Origin of the sequence: Microcoleus sp. CAWBG58 (assembly GCF_020883045.1) — a bacterium.
GTDB lineage: Bacteria > Cyanobacteriota > Cyanobacteriia > Cyanobacteriales > Microcoleaceae > Microcoleus.
Genome location: NZ_JAHRFA010000002.1, coordinates 1 through 15,389, shown reverse-complemented (window position 1 = coordinate 15,389; position 15,389 = coordinate 1). Strand labels below are relative to the sequence as shown.

13 protein-coding genes are annotated in these 15,389 nt (G+C 43.5%); 5 read left to right on the top strand and 8 right to left on the bottom strand.

The window, feature by feature from the left end; translation table 11 throughout:
• The first annotated feature begins 21 nt into the window (after positions 1-21).
• From QZ918_RS00945 to QZ918_RS00930, 4 genes are all read left to right on the top strand, one after another.
• Positions 22-264 carry a FeoA family protein gene (locus tag QZ918_RS00945; RefSeq protein WP_293329958.1) on the top strand — a complete coding sequence of 81 codons (243 nt, stop codon included), beginning with the start codon at positions 22-24 and terminating at the stop codon, positions 262-264.
• Positions 264-2,603, top strand: coding sequence for a Fe(2+) transporter permease subunit FeoB (gene feoB / locus QZ918_RS00940; protein ID WP_293329955.1), 2,340 nt, complete (start codon positions 264-266; stop codon positions 2,601-2,603). Before QZ918_RS00945 ends, feoB begins: the two co-directional genes overlap by 1 nt.
• Before the next feature lie 118 nt (positions 2,604-2,721).
• On the top strand, positions 2,722-3,066 hold the full coding sequence (locus QZ918_RS00935) for a FeoC-like transcriptional regulator (protein ID WP_293329952.1): 345 nt from the start codon (positions 2,722-2,724) through the stop codon (positions 3,064-3,066).
• Between the two features lie 385 nt (positions 3,067-3,451).
• Positions 3,452-5,884 (top strand): heavy metal translocating P-type ATPase, encoded by a 2,433-nt coding sequence (locus tag QZ918_RS00930; RefSeq protein ID WP_293329949.1) that lies wholly within the window; start codon positions 3,452-3,454, stop codon positions 5,882-5,884.
• 292 nt (positions 5,885-6,176) lie between these two features.
• Here the strand turns inward: QZ918_RS00930 and QZ918_RS00925 are convergent, their stop codons facing one another.
• The 5 genes from QZ918_RS00925 to ubiG form a co-directional block, all read right to left on the bottom strand.
• Entirely contained in the window at positions 6,177-8,171 is a 1,995-nt protein-coding gene (locus QZ918_RS00925) for a sensor histidine kinase (protein ID WP_293329946.1), read from the bottom strand.
• Positions 8,172-8,371: 200 nt separating this feature from the next.
• On the bottom strand, positions 8,372-9,109 hold the full coding sequence (locus tag QZ918_RS00920; RefSeq protein ID WP_293329943.1) for an alpha/beta fold hydrolase: 738 nt from the start codon (positions 9,107-9,109) through the stop codon (positions 8,372-8,374).
• A 271-nt stretch (positions 9,110-9,380) separates the two neighbouring features.
• A complete protein-coding gene (fldA, locus tag QZ918_RS00915) occupies positions 9,381-9,893 on the bottom strand; it encodes a flavodoxin FldA (RefSeq protein ID WP_293329940.1) in 513 nt (170 codons plus the stop codon).
• A gap of 159 nt (positions 9,894-10,052) precedes the next feature.
• Positions 10,053-10,379, bottom strand: coding sequence for a cupin domain-containing protein (locus QZ918_RS00910; RefSeq protein WP_293329937.1), 327 nt, complete (start codon positions 10,377-10,379; stop codon positions 10,053-10,055).
• 480 nt (positions 10,380-10,859) lie between these two features.
• On the bottom strand, positions 10,860-11,705 hold the full coding sequence (gene ubiG, locus QZ918_RS00905) for a bifunctional 2-polyprenyl-6-hydroxyphenol methylase/3-demethylubiquinol 3-O-methyltransferase UbiG (RefSeq protein WP_293329934.1): 846 nt from the start codon (positions 11,703-11,705) through the stop codon (positions 10,860-10,862).
• A gap of 218 nt (positions 11,706-11,923) precedes the next feature.
• Here ubiG and QZ918_RS00900 point away from each other — a divergent pair, with 218 nt between their 5' ends.
• Positions 11,924-12,799 carry a TIGR04283 family arsenosugar biosynthesis glycosyltransferase gene (locus QZ918_RS00900; protein WP_293329931.1) on the top strand — a complete coding sequence of 292 codons (876 nt, stop codon included), beginning with the start codon at positions 11,924-11,926 and terminating at the stop codon, positions 12,797-12,799.
• 14 nt (positions 12,800-12,813) lie between these two features.
• Here the strand turns inward: QZ918_RS00900 and QZ918_RS00895 are convergent, their stop codons facing one another.
• The 3 genes from QZ918_RS00895 to coaD all read right to left on the bottom strand — a co-directional run bounded on the left by QZ918_RS00895 (position 12,814) and on the right by coaD (position 15,352).
• A complete protein-coding gene (locus QZ918_RS00895; protein ID WP_293329928.1) occupies positions 12,814-13,866 on the bottom strand; it encodes an acyltransferase in 1,053 nt (350 codons plus the stop codon).
• Positions 13,867-14,204: 338 nt separating this feature from the next.
• Positions 14,205-14,891, bottom strand: a complete 687-nt coding sequence (locus tag QZ918_RS00890; RefSeq protein WP_293329925.1) for an efflux RND transporter periplasmic adaptor subunit — start codon at positions 14,889-14,891, stop codon at positions 14,205-14,207.
• On the bottom strand, positions 14,774-15,352 hold the full coding sequence (gene coaD, locus QZ918_RS00885) for a pantetheine-phosphate adenylyltransferase (protein ID WP_293330224.1): 579 nt from the start codon (positions 15,350-15,352) through the stop codon (positions 14,774-14,776). Before coaD ends, QZ918_RS00890 begins: the two co-directional genes overlap by 118 nt.
• Positions 15,353-15,389: the final 37 nt, after the last annotated feature.

Below are 15,389 nucleotides of genomic sequence, written 5' to 3'. Positions count from 1 at the left end.
TAGACTGCATTCAAACAACTGATGAACGAGAAAAAACAAGTAGGGGATTTGGCTGTCGGCGCAATCGGCCGCGTTATTGGCTATGAGAAAACAGCCCGCGCTTATAAGGGCAAATTGTTGGCAATGGGGCTGACACCGGGAACTGAGTTTACTGTTACTCGCTATGCACCTTTGGGAGATCCGATAGAAATCCTGGTGCGGGGTTTTAAACTCAGTTTACGCAAAGATGAAGCTAAAACTCTATTTGTAGAAGAAGTGAAATAATGACTAAGCAAATTATTGGATTGGTAGGTAATCCTAACTGTGGCAAAACTACTTTATTTAATGCCCTGACTGGTGCTAATCAGCGAGTTGGTAATTGGCCGGGAGTCACTGTCGAACGCAAAGAGGGAAAATACACTCACGATGGTTTAGCAATTACGATTGTTGATTTGCCGGGAGTTTATTCCCTTGATGCGGAAGATGGAGATACGGGATTAGATGAATTGGTGGCGCGAGATTATCTGTTGTCGGGCGAAGCTGATGTGATTATTAATATTGTTGATGCTTCTAACTTAGAACGAAATTTGTATCTGACAACGCAAATTTTAGAGATGCGCGTGCCGATGATAGTCGCGCTAAACATGATGGATGTTGCCAAGGAACGAGACATCCGAATTAATGTTAGCAAACTCGCAGAACGCCTCGGCTGTATTGTAGTGCCGATGAGTGCTACGTCAAATGACGGGGTGCCTTTGTTGCGCGATGCTGTGAATAAGGCGCTGGTTAAGCCGATCGTACCATCTGCCTCTGTCGCTTATCCGGCTGTCATCGAAGATGCGATCGCCCAACTAATCCCGCATATCCAACAGCATAGCCCAAACCGCAGTATAGATGCCCGCTGGACAGCCCTGAAACTCCTAGAATACCACGATGAAGTCGCTCCCGAACTCGCCAATACAGAGTTAGAAAAAATAGTCGTCCCGCACCGCCGCCGAGTTCACGAAACCCTCGATGACGACTTAGATATTATCATTGCCGACAGCCGCTACACCTTCATCCGCACCCTCACTCAAGGCGTCGCCGAATCTTCCAGAGAAGTCAAAGCCAATCTTTCCGATAAAATCGACCAAATTGTGCTCAATCGTTTCTTGGGCATTCCCGTATTCTTAGCGGTAATGTACTTAATGTTTACCATTTCGATTAACGTCGGTGCAGTATTTATCGACTTCTTTGACATCGCCTTAGGAACAATTTTTGTAGATGGTTTTGCTAAAGTTTTAGAAAGCCTCAGCGCACCCGGATGGTTGATTGGAATCTTAGCAAAAGGTGCTGGTGGCGGGATTCAAACCACATCTACTTTTATTCCCCAAATTGGGATGATGTTCTTGTGTTTGTCAGCCCTCGAAGACTCCGGCTACATGGCACGGGCAGCTTTTGTGATGGACAGATTAATGCGGTTTGTCGGACTTCCCGGCAAATCCTTTGTACCGATGATGGTCGGTTTTGGGTGCAATATTCCGGGAATCATGGCGACGCGGACATTAGAAAATAAGCGCGATCGCACGATGACGATTATGATGAATCCATTCATGTCTTGTAGTGCCAGATTAGCAGTTTACGCCCTGTTTTGTGGCGCATTCTTCCAAGTGGGCGGTCAAAACATGGTGTTGGGGCTTTACCTGTTAGGCATTTTAGCAGCAGTGATCACTGGACTAATCCTCAAGAATACCATCCTGCAAGGAGAAGCTGCACCGTTTGTGATGGAACTGCCGCCCTACCACATTCCTAAGCTCAAAGGCGTGCTGCTGCGGACTTGGGACAGATTGCAAGCTTTTATCAAAAAGGCAGGAATTGCGATCGTCATCATGGTAATTATATTGGGAACCATGAGTTCAGTTGGCACCGACGGTTCCTTCGGCAAAGAAAACAGCAAAGATTCAATTCTGAGTGCAGTTGGCCGCGCAGCAACACCCGTATTTACACCCATGGGAATCACCCAAGAAAACTGGCCCGCTACCGTTGGTTTGCTAACAGGAGTATTTGCCAAAGAAGTCATGGTTGGAACCTTGGATTCCTTGTACACCCAACTAGCAGACGAACAAAAAGCAGCAGGTGGAGAACCGGAGAAAGAAGAAGAATTTAGCTTCTGGGGAAATATCGGCAAAGCATTTTTTACAATCCCAGAAAATCTCACAAAACTTCCCGGTCAACTTTTCGATCCCCTCGGCTTAAGTTCCATCAATATTGCAGATCAAAAAACAGCAGCAGAAGATCAAGGTATTTCTGGTAGCACCTACGGACAAATGTCTCAGCGGTTCGGTTCTAATAGTGCAGCTTTTGCCTATTTGCTGTTTGTATTGCTATATTTTCCCTGCGTCTCCGCCACCGCAGCACTTTACCGCGAAACTAACTTAGGTTGGACAGTATTCGCGGGTCTTTGGACTACTGGTATCGCCTATTTCACAGCAGTTGTGTACTATCAAATCGCTACATTTTCAGAGCATCCAGACTCTTCTCTGGTTTGCATTGTCAGACTAATGATAGCGATGGGCTTGACTCTTGCGGCATTAAAACTGGCTGGTGGAAAACGAGCAAAGCGACGGGAAGCAATTAGTCAGTAGTTAGTAGTCAGTAGTTAGTAGTTAGTAGTTAGTAGTTAGTAGTCAACTGTCAACTGTCAACTGTCAACTGTCAACTGAAAGAAAGAGGGCGGGCCCGCACCATCCACCGCCCCTACAAATGTCAACTGTCAACTGTCAACTGTCAACTGTCATCAGAATTCATCTACGTTTAAGAATCAAACAAAGGAGAAAAACCATGATTTTAAGCGACATCCAAAAATTTATTGCTGAGAACAAAAGAGCCTCCATCGCAGATTTAAAAATCCACTTCCGCATGGATGGTGATGCTTTACGCGGAATGTTAAATCGCCTAATTCGCAAAGGCAGAATCAGTAAAATGACAGAAGCCAAAAAGTGCGGCGGATGCAGCAGTTGCGCCGACGATGCAACGGAGATTTATGTGTGGGTAAATGCTGGCGAGTCGGTGTCAGAAAAAGAGCCTGTTTCTGCAACTTGTCATTAAGTGATAAGTAATATCATTTTTCTGTGAAGCTGCATTAAATGGATCCTTTACAGTAAAAGTTTTCAGGCTTTCTATTCCGTGCGGCTTCATAGTGAATTAGTATAAGCTTACCTCAAAAACAGAATACTAATCAAACCCGGAGATCCCCTAACTCCCGTGGTGGGAGGGGGGAGAATATTCCGATCGAAGTCCCCCAACAATGAGGGAGATTTAGGGGGATCTAGACTCGAATAAAAACGACATTTATTATGGGCTTCAGTCTTAGTTGTTACCAATGGGCTTACTTAACAAATTTAGTGAAAATTAGTATATGATTTTATTAAACATCTGAATATCTGTTCATTGATTGTGATAATCATTCTAAACTCTCAACAATATACTGATTATGACCCCAACTTCTCCTCTCAAAACCTTACAAACTAAAATTGGTGGCATGGATTGCGGTAGCTGCGCCAAAACCGTAGAAGCAGGCTTACAAAAGTTACCGGGAGTTAGCGATATCAATGTAGTTTTTGCAACAGAAAGCTTGCGGTTAAATTATGACCCGCAGCAAGTCAGTGAGAAAGCTATTTTCGATCGCATTCAAGCTCTAGGTTACACTATCGAACAGACTGTAGCAGCTCTCAAAACCTTACAAACGAAAATTGGCGGCATGGATTGCGGTAGCTGCGCCAAAACCGTAGAAGCAGGCTTACAAAAGTTACCGGGAATTACCGATATCAATGTAGTTTTTGCAACAGAAAGTTTGCGCTTAAATTACGATCCTCAACAAGTAACCGAAAAGGCAATTTTCGATCGCATTCAAACTCTAGGCTACACTATCGAACAGCCCTCCGCAGCAGTATCCTCGAAGGAGGAGTGTTGTTCGGGCGAACACCATCACGAACACCATCACCAGCATTCAACTGTCGAGAAAACTCAAAAAACCAACCCAAGTAACTGGGAATTCTGGCTTCGCAATCGCCGGGGACAGACTGTGATTTTAGCAGGATTGGGATTAATTCTGGGATTGCTAACTCAGCATTTAGCACTGCCAATTTGGCTGTCGCGGGGTTTTTACGGTATCGGTATTATTGTAGCTGGATTTGCGATCGCCCGCGCCGGCCTCATGGAGTTGCGCTTGCGGCGGGCTGACATGAATTTATTGATGACAGTTTCGGTAATTGGTGCGGTGATTTTAGGCGATTGGTTTGAAGGGGCGCTGGTTGTATTCCTGTTTAGTTTGGGAACAACTTTGCAAACTTTTACTTTCAGTCGCACTCGCAGCGCCATTGCTAGTTTAATGGATATTACACCTCCGACGGCAACTGTCAAGCGCGACAATAATCAGGAAGTAACGGTGCGCGTCGAGGAGATTCAAGTAGGAGAAATTCTCACAATTCGTCCCGGACAAAAGGTGGCTTTGGATGGTATAGTTGTATCGGGGAATTCTGCGATCGACCAATCGCCAATTACGGGCGAATCTATCCCGGAAGATAAGCAAAAGGGCGATCGCGTTTTTGCCGGCACTTTAAATCAAACTGGCTTTTTGGAAGTCCAAGTCACCCACATTTCTAGCGATACGACGGTTGCTAAAATTGTTCACTTAGTCGAGTCAGCGCAGTCAAGTCGCGCCCCAACTCAGCAGTGGGTGGACAGGTTTGCAGAGATTTATACTCCTATTGTGATTGTAAGTGCGATCGCCCTAACAGTAATTCCGCCCTTAATTTTTGGTCAACCCTTCAGCGTTTGGTGCTACCGCGCCCTGGTAATGTTAGTCATAGCCTGTCCCTGCGCCTTAGTAATTTCCACTCCGGTTTCCATTGTCAGCGCCATCGGTGCAGCCACCAGTCAAGGCGTGTTATTTAAGGGCGGAAACGGCTTAGAAAATGCTGGAAAAATTAAGAGTCTGGCTTTTGATAAAACCGGAACTTTGACTGAAGGTAAACCCGTTGTGAAAAAGGTTTACAACTTGGGAGAATTGAGCGCCAGCACGGTATTGTTAATTGCAGCTTCTTTGGAACAAAAATCGGAACATCCTTTAGCTAAGGCAATTATTACCAAAGCAAAGGAAGCAGGAATCGAGTTAGAAACTCCCGAAAATTTTACGGCTTATCCGGGTAAAGGAATTGCTGCTAATTTTGCAAACAACCTCTATCTTGTCGGAAATCGCCGCTTATTTGCCGATCAAAATATCGAACTGCCAACATCAGCAGTCTCTCTGCTAGATGATATCGAGAAATTAGGGCAAACTCCCGTTTTAGTCGGCAGTAGCCGCGGTTTGCTGGGAGTGATTGCTTTGGCTGACGGCTTGCGACTGGAAGCTGCCGAAGCCCTACATTTGCTGAAACAGATGGGTTTGAACAATTTGGTGATGCTTACGGGCGATCGCACTTTTGTAGCCCAGCAAATAGCCCAACAACTCAACCTATCCGAGTATAAAGCAGAATTGCTACCATTCGACAAACTTCAATCAATTCAACAATTGCGAAATAAGGGAACCGTCGGAATGGTAGGCGACGGCATTAATGATGCCCCAGCTTTAGCAGCCGCCGATATCAGCTTTGCAGTTGGCGGCATTGATATCGCCCTAGAAACTGCCGATGTAGTGCTAGTTGGTAGCGACTTAAGAAAACTCGCCTATGCAGTCGATTTGAGCCGCCGTACTGTAGCCGTAATTCAGCAGAATGTGATTTTTTCCTTAGTCACAAAAGCGCTGTTTTTATTGTTGGGAACTTTTGGATTTGTCGGGTTAGCAGTTGCAGTGCTTGCAGATACGGGAACATCCTTAATTGTGACAGCAAATGGAATGCGGTTGTTTCGCTCAAAATTAAATTAGTAATACCAAATTCAGCATCAATATCCTCATTATTGATGATAGGTAGGGTGCGTCAGTCGAGATATTTGCCATTAATCAAAAAGCTAGTTTCTGACGCACCTTACTTAGGATTGATATAATGTCCGGTCAGATAACAATGATAAAAATGGTTTGTAGTGAGGACTTTAGTCCTTAATTGCTGAGGACTAAAGTCCGATGCTGCGAACATTATTATATAATGAATTCAGCTCAAATACAACTTAGAAACCTAAAATATAGATGCACTAACTGATATTAAATTCAAACAATTGTCTTAACTCTGGCAAAGACAAGCGTCTTCTTTAATGCGAGCTTTAACAGGTAAATAAATAGCAAACTCTGCTCCCTCACCTATTTCGGAATTCACTTCTATTTTTCCCTGATGCTTCTCGATAATCTGGTAAGAAATTGACAACCCTAAACCAGTCCCCTTGCCCACAGGTTTAGTCGTAAAAAATGGGTCAAACAACCGATCGATCGCATCCGGGTCAATCCCTGTACCGTTATCTCTAATCCTCACCACCACTCGATCTACTCCTGCTATTTCTGTAATAATTTCAATTTCCTTGTTTCGCAGATTTGGATTGCTCAGCAGTGCATCAGCAGCATTGGCTGTGATATTCATAAATACCTGATTTAACTGCGATGGATAGCATTCTACTAAGGGCAATTTTCCATAACTTTTAATGACTTTAATGGCTGTTTTGATTTTGCTGTTTAAAATTAACAGAGTGCTGTCAATTCCTTCATGGATATCGACTGGTTTCATTTCAGCTTCATCTAACCTAGAGAAGTTTCGCAGAGACAAAACAATTTGCTGAATCTGCTCGGTTCCCATTTTCATAGAAGATATCAACTTCGATAAATCTTCTGATAAAAAGTCGAGTTCAATTGCTTCTATGTAATCTTGAATCGGCGCGCTTGCATTCGGATATTCTTGCTGGTAAAGTTCTACAAGTCTGAGCAAATCTTGAGTATATTGGTTAGCGTGACAGAGGTTGCCGTAAATAAAGTTGACTGGGTTGTTAATTTCGTGAGCGATTCCGGCCATCATTAATCCCAAGCCGGACATTTTTTCGGCTTGAATGAGCTGAGATTGGGCATTTTTTAGATCGTGAAGCGTTTGTTTTAATTGGTGCAACTGTAGGTTGAGTGTACTATCGCGCTTTTCTACTTGTTCTATCATAAAGTTGAAAGCTTCAGCAAGTTGACCTAATTCATAGCCGGAAGGAATGGGTACTTTACCAGAAAAGTATTCATTGCTTGCCATCCAATTCACATTTTGAGTTAAGTCAACAATTGGTTTTCCGATAATTCGGCTAACTACAACACCAACAATCGTGGCTAGAATTACTCCTGCCCAAAAAAAACTATCGAGCCTGTTAGATAAGGTTAATTGTGTTTGCTGCGTTGTCGCCATTGGATTAAACACGGCTAGCTTTATACCGTCGCCTATTTCCGACATTTCTACCGTTTTCATTATGTAAGATTGCCGCTCAATATCAATTTTAGTAGTGGATGTCTGTGGTGCAGGTGCTTCCCAAGATTTTGAGCGGATTTCAGGAAAATTAGTCGCTATTAATTCGTCGGATTTGAAGATGGCAAAGTAATTTATGTTGTTAGTATCAATGCTGATTTGCTGCAATTGTTCGTCTGTGACTAAATAACCAATTAGTACAGCACCAATTATCTTATTACTGCTTCTAATCGGTGCAAATCCTACTAGCAATGCTTGCGGTTTGCCGTCAATGCTGACGAAATTTGACTTTTCTAAGCCTTTGAGTGCTGAATTTATCGCTCCGCGATTGCTCAAGTTATTGCCTGTGAGCCACTCTTCTCGCAACTCTGCTACTATGTCGCCGCGCGCATCTACTACTTTGACTAAATCTAGTTTGAAAGTGGTTTGTAGAGATAATATATCTTGACGCAAGATATCTGTGTCTTTTTGTTGTAAAGCCCGAATAATTTCTGGTGATTCTGATAGCAGTTTGGCTTGCTTTGTCAATTGAGTCGATCGACTTTTGAAGTCTCGCACTGCTAAAGTTGCTTGGTTTTCAACTCTCTCGCGCACTCCTTTTTCGAGAGTGTTGGCAAATCCGATTTTGACTGTGTGTATCACTAATAACAATAGAGTGACGGATACACTTAGAAACGGTACGATAATTTTGAGGCTCAGCGGTACTTGAAAACGGCGGGCTCTTGATTGAGCTGTTGTTGCCTTCGTAGGCGCAAGCCGGGGCGTAACGATCGCACTTCTTATATTTTTCATAATTAATTATTGAGAATAAAACTCATTAAGAGATCGTAATACATTAACCGTAAATTTTCATTGTAGGGAGATGGTAGTGCTGCAAATCCTTAATATATAAAGAGTTGACAGGATAGTAATTTTTTGCAGCATGGCGAGTAGACTGCTTTTAGCACCCCAAAACTTGTTACTTATTTATATCAATAGTGGCGATCGCAAATCTAGAACTTCAAATCTAAAATCGGTTGGCGGCTGTGTAGGGATAGCCAAAAGTTCAGTATCTCTTCCCCAACTTGTTCTGGATAAAAGTGATGGAAAAAATGCCGTCCGTCTGGACATTCCCAAAAGCGATCGCCTTTTTTGAGAAGTTTTGCCCAGCGACGCATGACAATAGGAGATACCACAAAATCCGTTTTGCTACTACATATCAACAAAGGTACTTCTACACCTTCATCGCTAGAATTAATCACCTTAAATAAAGAGTGAGGACAAGGAGAACAGGCTAAGTCATCCTCAAAATATGGTATAAATTTTTGATTAATACTCTGATTTGGGAATTCCAGCATATCGCCAACTATTTGACTTAAAACTTGTTTGCCACTCCAGGGAAAAGCCGAAAGATATGTATAGTAATGAGCTTGCCAATTAATATTAGATGGCACACCGACACTTAAAAGTCCCAAAGAACTTATTTTGTGAGGGTAGCGACGGGCATACATTAAACCAACTAATCCACTGGTACTGTGGCCTAGCAGGTGAATTGGGCGATCGCGCATTGTTAAAAAGTCGTGCAAAAGCTCAACAGCCATATTTAAAGAACAACCTTCGTCTTCAGTTTGTTGGTATTCCCATACTTGCACGGGGACAGAATGATTTAAATAGGCAAGTAGAGAGCGATCGAAGCAATATAAACTCGGACTTACACTTAACCAAAGCACGTCATCTGAACTGAATTTCATCAATTTCAAGTTGGATATAAAGTTATTTAGAACTTGGTACACATAATGTTGAAATGTAGCGCGGGCATTGCCCACTTACCCTGAATAAATATGTAGATGGAGATAGCAAGTCTGGATGTTTTGGCGCAAACAAGACTTATTTTTTTGAACCGCAGAGGACGCAGAGGACGCAAGAGATGTTCATAGGTTAGCTGATTGTGGGGCGGGTTCAGAGTATCCGCCCCCAAAATACAGGTGTTTTGCAGTTTACCAAGCTGCCCTAGCGTTAATCCTATATCCCAAATTCTTTTTTGAGTTGAGATACCCAAGCTTTGACGCGCGCTTCTGTCATGTCAGATTGGTTATCTTCATCAATAGCTAAACCCAAAAATTTGCCATCAACCACGGCCTTAGATTCATTAAAATCATAGCCGTCTACCGGCCAATAGCCGACTGTTTCGCCTCCCTGTTCCGTGATTTTCTCTGCCAAAATGCCCATTGCATCCATAAAATTATCCGGGTATCCTTCTTGGTCGCCAGTTCCCAAATAAGCGACTTTCTTGCCGCTAAAATCAATATTTTCGATTTCCGGCAAAAATCCTTCCCAGTCGCTTTGTAGTTCACCTATATTCCAGGTAGGACAGGCGATAATCAAGCATTCGTACTCGGCAAAATCATCGCTGTCAGTGTTGCCGATGTCGTATAAAGTCACGATACTACCGCCAAATTCATCCCGAATCATGTCAGCAACAGACTCAGTTTTGCCAGTTGTAGTTCCGTAGAATAGTCCAATAGATTTCGACATTGTTACTCCGAAGGTAAAAGTTGGCTGGGTTTAAGATTTTTTTTTCGTCAGGATTTGGCATTTCCTGTCTGCAATTGAGACAAAAACAGTAGATGCGATTGTGGCTAACCTGAGAAATCAGGGAATCAAGACAGCAAGGGCACTGTTTTTTCATCTTGTTTAAAGTTGAAAATTCATTAACCAAGCTGACTCGCTCATATCGGGATCTGCTTCGCAGTTAATCAGTAAAAGATTCAGCGTTGTTTCTGCTTTTAGGGTGCGTGGGATGCCGGCGGGTACAAACACAAATACTCCCGGTTGTAAAGTGACTGTCCGATCGCACACCGTGAGAGTTCCCACTCCTTCTAAGATGGCTATGGTGACATCTTTGGAGCGATCGAGGTCAGATATTTCGGAATTTTGACCCAAACTCATTAGTCTTTGGCTGTCGGCAGGTTGCCCCTCGCTGATTCGCGAGGCTGACGCGGAAACTATTGCTGCTGTCACGGTGATTGACCTCCAGGTACTGTTAACTTCCGGTACTTATTGCAATTAATATTCAATAAGCTACCATGCAATTCCTCTAAAATGTCAATAATTTAATGTTAAGATTTGTAACAAAAAGTTGGCTGCATTGGATTTTTTGGAAGAAATTACAGCCTTAAATTTAGACATAGCGGTGGTTTTGGGCGATTTAGCGGGAATGGGCGATCGGTAAAATTCTAAAATACTTGCAAATTATATGCAATTGTGTCTAAAAAAAGGGGGGGGTCGTAGAGGGATTTGGTCGATCGCACAAATCTCTTTACAACCCGCCCGTTAATTACAACAGTCAACTATCAACAATTAACAGACTAATTCTCAGGGCTGTTTCATTCTCTTGTAGGGGCGGTGCCCCTGTGCACGCCCTCTCCGAGTAGAGGGGGTAGGCACGGGGGCACTACCCCTACAAAATCGCAATCGTCCTGAGAATGAAATAACCCTGGGCTAATTCTTCGCCCCTACCCCAACATACATAATCGATCTATCCTCATTAATTTTGATTTTAAACAACCCAGATTTTTTGTAATCAACATAGTTAGCGATATTAGAGAGCAGCACTTGAGAAACTTGCTGGAAACTTGCCAGGGAAGGAAATAGCTGCTTTCCACTTGTAAGATTTCCCCAAAAACTGTGCATTTCGCTTAAAACAGCCCCCATTTCTCCAAACATATCAAAACCTTTAATTTCAATCTTGTCGAACCCCGTATTTTGCATTACCGCAGACAGTTCCTCGGGGGTAATAAACTTTTCCCAATCATGAACCCCTCGCTTAATTTCCTGCAAGGTATTTTCCATCAGTCCAATCATCACAATTTGCGAGGCAAAAGTTCGGTTGATTGTATCGAAAAAGAACAGTCCACCGGGCTTGAGAATTCTGTGAACCTCTGACACAACTTGTTTGTAATCGGCAACGTGTTCTAAAACATCCACGCAGATTACCACATCAAAGGTATTGTCCGCGTAGGGCATATTTTCGGCAAAGCCTTGTCTGTAGTCTATCTCGAAACCGCTGGTAACTGCGTGATTCTGGGCTGCTACAATACATTTGTGCGATCGATCTATTCCCGAAACCACAGCGCCCCTCTCGGCCATAAACTCGCAGGAAAAACCGCCGCCGCACCCAACATCTAAGGTTTTCAGCCCTCGCCAATTGGTCGCGTGTCTGTCAAAAAACTCAAATCGGGGTTTGTTTAGATGGTAGAGAGCATAGATTTTAGCATTTTCGTCCCACCAATTATCAGCATTTTCATCGTAAAATTCTAAATCGTTTTTTACTTCTGTTTTCTGCACGATTTTTTTAGTCCTGATTAGTTAGTGGAATATCAGATAGGACGTACGGTTGAAACCGCGTCTACAAAAAGGAAGTCTGCCTCCGCAGACTGAAGAAGATAACGTAATTTTAACCAGCCACTCTTCAACCTGCACTCCTCCGGTTTTGTGTGTATAGATGCGGTTTCAACCGCCCGTTGTTCTTGATTTTATAGGACTGATGCCAAGAAACCAGATTTATGATAAAAATCCGAGGTTTCGTGACAAGTTCGCAGCCAGAAACCGGGTTTATGAATCCGCGCGTGCAAGTTATATTTTTTCTCAAGTTGCGAATCGCCACAGTTTTTTATTATAATAGTTTTGGCATAAATTTCAACCTGATGGCTAGCGTTTCTATTATCATCCCCGTCCTGAATGAAGCGACTTGTCTAGAACGCACCCTCCGCCAACTCAGCATTCTCAATCCTCCAGCTTGGGAAATATTAGTGGTAGACGGCGGCAGTCAAGACGACACAGTGGCGATCGCCCTTACTTCCACAACCCGTGTTATTGTTAGCAGTATGCCGGGACGTTCCGTGCAAATGAATCTAGGTGCAAAAACCGCCACAGGCGAAATCTTGTGCTTCCTCCACGCCGATACTCTAGTTCCCTCCGACATCGTAACAGTCATCCAAAAGACATTATCCGATACCGAAATTGTCGGAGGCGGGTTTATCTCCCTGATGGCTGGTTCGCAGCAGACAAGATGGGGTTTTTCGCTGCACAATTACCTGAAAACTTACTACGCGCCACTGTTATTTCGGCCTCATTTATTTCTTAAAGGATTGCGCCTGCTGTTTGGGGATCAAGTTATTTTTTGCCGGCGTACAGATTTTTGGGAATGCGATGGTTTCGATGCCGCACTGCCAATTATGGAGGAAGCGGATTTGTGTTTAAAGTTAGTGCGACGTGGTGGTAAAATTAAGTTAGTTCATCGTGTCGTAGAAAGTAGCGATCGCCGAGTGGCGCATTGGGGCGAATTGAAAGCAACTGCCATCTATCTTGCGATCGGTTTTTTGTGGGGGTTTGGCGTTTCAGCGAAGTATCTCAAGCAGTTTTATGAAGACATTCGCTGAAACACAAAATCTGATTAAATTCCCAGAATGTACTGGCTGTATTTTTTTGGCAAAACTTTCTGCAACAGGTAAATAATCGCCAAACAACCGCACAAAGTGCCTGTAACTAAAAAGCTGAGCTTCAATAGCGGATGTACGGGATCGATAAATTTATAAAACACTAACAATACATATTGCACGACAGTTGAATCCAGCAAATATATCGGGAATGAATACGCAGCCAAGAGTTTGACTAACCCCGAAACTCTACTGGGAAGTGCAATATTTTTAGAAAATGCGAGGATCGACAAGACGAACAAAATTGCGTATCCTTGGGCAGATAGTTTAAAAAACGAGCGGAAAAACCATGCCTCCGCAGTAACTCCGGTGAGCAGATAATATTCCCAAATGCTTGCTAGAAAAAAGAGGACTGTTGCTCCTAAAACTAGAGTTTTTCTGCGTTCGAGAATTGGTTGAATTTTGTCATAGACTGCGCCCAAAAATAGACCTATTGAAAATGGCAAAATCCAACTAAAAATCCAGCGTTCCATCAAAGGTAGAGGTATTGATATGTATTTGAAAGCACTCAAGTAAAAGAATATGGTAAAAATTGTTTGAATTGTTAAACCCAATCCCAAAACTTTGATGGGTTCTAAAAATCGTGATTTCACTAGCAGCCACCACCAACCGTAGCATTGAATAATTACAACGATGAAATAATAGGGAGGCATCACGGAGCCTGTCAGAATATTTCTGAGCAATGACAGTAAATCAATTTTTTGGAGTGAGTTCCAATTATTTAAGATGTACAAAGTTACTGACCAAAACAGGTAGGGTGGTATAATTCTTGACAGTCTTTTTTTGACTACCTGTCCGGGATTATTTTGATTGTCGAGTTTGTTAGTGAGGAAAAAACCGCTGAGGATAAAAAAAGCTGGTACGCAGAAGAGTTGTAAGGTATCGATAGAGACAAACAAAATTCGGCGATCGCGAAATGCTGAAAACCCAGCATGAGTAATCACAACACTGACTATGGCTAAAGCTCGGATCAAGTCAAATTCCGCAAACCGATTAGAAGCTTTTTGCATGGTAAATAGTAGATTGCAAAAATTATGGTCAAATCAGAAATTTTCTGCCTGATGGATTTTCACCATAGCAAAAAATGCTATATTTGCTCCTATCTTCACAAAAATTATTAATATTCAAACAAGTCTTGCTACAATCCTCAATCCGATCGCAATTATTCAAATTCTCACACTCACAGAACTCCGCATCGGACACTGCACCCTGCCGTTTTCCTAGCACTCGCACGATGTCGCGCCAAGTACGTCGGACACGGGGATAGCGTTTCCCTGTTACTCGATCGTCCGATCGCCCGTAAATTCACAAAATTACCGATAACTCACACTTTGATTAAAGCAGTTAACTAACCGTTGTTGTGATGGATGTGCGACGCAGAAACACTATCCAATTGATCTCGCCCATTGCGGATCACGCGCAGCATATCGCTCAGCTTGTGCTCAATATTATCGAGCACTTGGTCGGCATAATCGTCGGCGCCATTTTGAATTTCCTCGCATTCAGCCATCGCCCTGGCTTTCATTTCTTCCAGTTCCTCTTGAGCCTGGTAGCGAATTTGTTCTACTTCCGCCAGCGTCGCCTGCTGAATTGCTTCGCAGTCGAGCAAAACTTGCTGTCGCAACTGATCTGCTTCTATCTTCGCCTGCTGGAGCAAGCCCATATCATTTAAAAGTTCTGCTGCTCGCTGCTCTGCTGCTTCTATCACTTCTTGAGCGTAGAGTTGGGCTTCTTGGATCAGTTCCTCTTTGTGCCGGATGACCGTTTCAGCTTCCCCAAAGGCGATCGGCAAATTTAGCCTCACCAAGTCTAACTGATCGAGCAACTGTTCTTCATCCACCAGAGTGCGTCTGGTCATGGGAATCCGCGGGCTGTCGAGAACAATTTCCTCAAGCCGGTTCAATTCCCGCTGGATGTCTACTCCTGCGGTTCTGGTTTCGTCTCCGAAGGCGGCGGTGTTCTGAGGTGATTCGTTCTCAGTGCTGCGTCCGGTAGTGTCGGGTTCGATGCGATTTGGTTCCTGCTGGCGTAACATTTGTAAATATCTAGGGCGACGTGTTTCGGAACAAGATGATCTACGGAGCCACCAAACTTGGCGATTTCTTTAACTACACTACTACTTAAAAAGCTGTACTCGTTAGAAGTTGCCAAAAAAACTGTTTCAATTTCCCCCAGAAGGGTTTTATTGGTGTGGGCCATCTGGAGTTCCATTTCAAAATCCGTTAATACCCGGAGTCCCCGCAGCAGCACTTTGGCTTGTCGAATCTTAGCATAGTTTACTGTCAAACCCTCAAAACTGTCTACTTCTACGTTGGGCAGGTGTTTGGTAGAGCGCAGGATCTGCTCGATCCGTTCTTCTACGGTGAACAGAGGAGTTTTACTGGGATTTTTGACTACGGTAACAATTATGCGATCGAACAGTTTAGATCCCCGCTCGATAATATCTGCGTGACCGAAGGTAATCGGGTCAAAGCTGCCTGGATAGATTGCAATCACTTGTTTGGCGGGAGAGGGGAGAGGGGGAGAGGGGAGA